The 586-nt window shown below is 72.2% G+C and carries 1 protein-coding gene; it reads right to left on the reverse strand.

What is annotated here, in order from left to right; all coding sequences use genetic code 11:
* A partial coding sequence (locus ACFQV6_RS44365; RefSeq protein WP_378033760.1) for a hypothetical protein occupies positions 1–586 on the reverse strand: 586 nt, incomplete at both ends.

The raw sequence follows: 586 nt of genomic DNA on the forward strand, positions 1-586 counted from the left end.
GTGCAGTCGCGCGTCGTTGGCCGCGCGGATCTCGGCCTCCGCACGTGCGGTGATGGCGCGGGCCTCCTCACGTTCCACGGCCAGGGCTTCACGTTCCGCCGCGATCTCCTCGGCCAGGCGCTCGCGCTCGCCATCGGCCTCCGCGACACGGGAATCCGCTTGTGCGACAACATCATCCATCTCCGCACGCACCGCAGTGACGCGGCTGGTAATGATGCGCGCCAGATCGGCCAGACCCTCGGCGGCCGATTCCGGCGCGGTCACCGCGACCGGCTCGACCGCAGCGGCGACCGGCGCCGGTGCCGAGCGCAGTGCTTCGGACCTGGCGCGGACGATGCCGCCCCCGATTCCCTGACGCGCGGCCTCCTCGGCGGCCAGCTGCTCGACCTCCTTGGCGGACAGGCCGAGCTGCTTGCGTGGGTAAGCCGCGAGTTCCGAGCGGTGCCGCGCGTTGCCCGCGGTGCCGTGGCGCTCCTGCCATTCGCCCTGCTCCTCGCCGCCGCAGTACTTCGGCAGCCGCCCGCCGCCCTCCACATTCACATAGACGACATTGCCGCAGATCTGCGGCGCGCCGTTCTCGTCCCGG

The sequence above is a fragment of the Actinoplanes sp. GCM10030250 genome (assembly GCF_042666575.1).
Lineage (GTDB): Bacteria > Actinomycetota > Actinomycetes > Mycobacteriales > Micromonosporaceae > Actinoplanes.